We start from the raw sequence: 2,145 nt of genomic DNA, 5'->3' as shown, positions 1-2,145 counted from the left end.
CGGCGGAACAGATGTAGCACTTGAGACCGCTGATATGGTCCTCATGAAAAACGATTTGAAAAAGCTCGTAAACATGTGCCGCTTGTCTCGGAAAATGAACAGGATCATCAAACAAAATATCGTGTTTTCTCTAGCTGTAATCTGCCTGCTGATTTGTGCAAACTTTTTGCAGGTGATGGAATTGCCATTTGGCGTGATTGGTCATGAGGGCAGCACGATTTTGGTCATACTAAACGGTTTAAGACTCCTAAAATAAAACCAGCAGCCTAATCAGGCTGCTGGTTTCAGACTGTAGACAAACTGGAAGAAATCCAGTTTGCCTACAGTCTTTTTTATTTTACAATGGAAGTACTACATAACTTGAGGTGATTGACATGCTTTCGAAACATAATCCCATTCAACGAGATCAATTAGAAATGATTACGTTAAATCAATTGGTACCGGCCAGCCACTTGGTTCGTAAAATAGAGGCAGCACTTGATTTTTCGTTCATCTATGACTTGGTGAAGGACATGTATTCAGAAATCGGTCGTCCCAGTATTGATCCTGTCATCTTAATTAAATTGACCTTCCTTCAATACACGTTTGGAATCCGGTCCATGCGCCAAACGATTGAACAAGTGGAAACCAATATGGCCTATCGCTGGTTCCTTGGGTATGGTTTCCACGATAAAGTGCCTCATTTCTCTACGTTCGGAAAAAACTATGAACGCCGTTTTAAAGATACCGATCTGTTTGAACAGATTTTCTATCGCATCTTAAAGGAAGCTGCCGAGAAAAAGCTAATCAGTGCCGAGCACGTTTTCGTGGATTCGACCCATGTTAAAGCGAGTGCGAACAAACGCAAATTTGAAAAGAAAGTCGTTCGCAAAGAGACACGCGCGTATCAGGAACGCCTTCAAGAAGAGATTAACCAGGACCGGGAAGATCACGGAAAAAAAACATTTCCTCCGGACAAGTTTGAGAAGGAAGAGAAGAAAGAAATCAAAGAAAGCACCACCGATCCAGAGAGTGGTTACTATGTGAAGGATGAACGGACGAAGCAGTTCGCCTATTCTTTTCACGCAGCCGCGGATCGTAACGGTTTTGTGCTTGGCACCATGGTCACACCTGGCAACACACATGATAGTCAGATTTTAGAGCCATTGGTCGGAAAGGTCATAGAGAGAGTCGGAAAGCCTGAAGCGGTCGCCGCAGATGCCGCGTACAAAACTCCTGCGATTACCCGTTACTTATTGGAACAGGGGATGACCCCTGCCTTGCCATACACACGACCACGTACGAAAAAAGGTTTTTTCCGAAAACATGACTATGTGTATGACGAATACTTTGACTGTTATCTTTGCCCGGCAGGTGAGATCTTGGCCTACTCGACAACGAATAAAGAAGGATATCGGGAGTACAAATCGCCAAAACAGATTTGTGCGACATGCCCATTTTTAGCCAGATGTACGGAGAGTAAAGACCACCAGAAAGTGGTGACGCGTCATATTTGGCAGGAATACGTAGAAGAGGCAGACCATCTTCGCTATCACGCAGAGGTGAAAGAGATTTATGCCAAACGTAAAGAAACCATTGAGCGTGTATTCGCAGATGGAAAAGAAAAGCATGGCATGCGTTGGACAACGTTAAGGGGACTTAAAAAATTGTCGATGCAGGCGATGCTTACTTTCGCTGCCATGAACCTGAAGAAGATGGCCAACTGGACGTGGCAAGGTCCAAAAATGGCCTAAATGATGAACTCGAAGAGGTCTGTCTTTTTATTAAATAGCTTCAAATCCCATAAAAAGCTAAAAAGGGGTTCGGAATGAGACCATTCCGAACCCCTTTTGTCGACAAACTGAAGACACCTGAGCAAATCAGGTGTCTTTTCATTATGCTTGTTTTTCTTTCTGGAACTTTTTACTCACAAATGGATAAACGATTAAGCCGACAAAGAATAAACCGATGCCGAGGATAAATGTCGTTAAATCTGCTGTGCCTGTTACGATAACAAACACGGAGTATGCACACGCCAGTATCGCGATCAATCCGTCTCTTACACGGGAGCCTTTCAGCTGGTCATACGTTTCACCTTTGATGACTACCTTCAAGCTGTAGATTGCAGATACCAGATACGGAATTAAATATGCAAGTGTAGCCGCT

At 43.7% G+C, this 2,145-nt stretch carries 2 protein-coding genes and 1 pseudogene; 2 read left to right on the top strand and 1 reads right to left on the bottom strand.

Going from position 1 to position 2,145, the window contains the following annotated elements; translation table 11 throughout:
* Positions 1 to 256, top strand: a pseudogene (locus ACFRCG_RS48420) (heavy metal translocating P-type ATPase); the annotation flags it as partial.
* Between the two features lie 118 nt (positions 257 to 374).
* Positions 375 to 1,733, top strand: a complete 1,359-nt coding sequence (locus ACFRCG_RS48415; protein WP_041339714.1) for an IS1182 family transposase — start codon at positions 375 to 377, stop codon at positions 1,731 to 1,733.
* A gap of 141 nt (positions 1,734 to 1,874) precedes the next feature.
* Here the strand turns inward: ACFRCG_RS48415 and ACFRCG_RS48410 are convergent.
* Positions 1,875 to 2,145, bottom strand: a 271-nt coding sequence (locus tag ACFRCG_RS48410) for a hypothetical protein (RefSeq protein WP_380043046.1), incomplete at its 5' end; no start/stop codon positions are given.

The sequence above is a fragment of the Embleya sp. NPDC056575 genome, assembly GCF_042793325.1.
Lineage (GTDB): Bacteria > Actinomycetota > Actinomycetes > Streptomycetales > Streptomycetaceae > Embleya.
Note: the sequence above shows the minus strand (reverse complement) of the source record. Positions and strands in the feature narration are given on the sequence as shown.

Bases quoted from the DNA above. Each gene is read 5' to 3' on its own strand.
- ACFRCG_RS48415 (WP_041339714.1), top strand. From the start codon at position 375: ATGCTTTCGAAACATAATCCCATTCAACGAGATCAATTAGAAATGATT.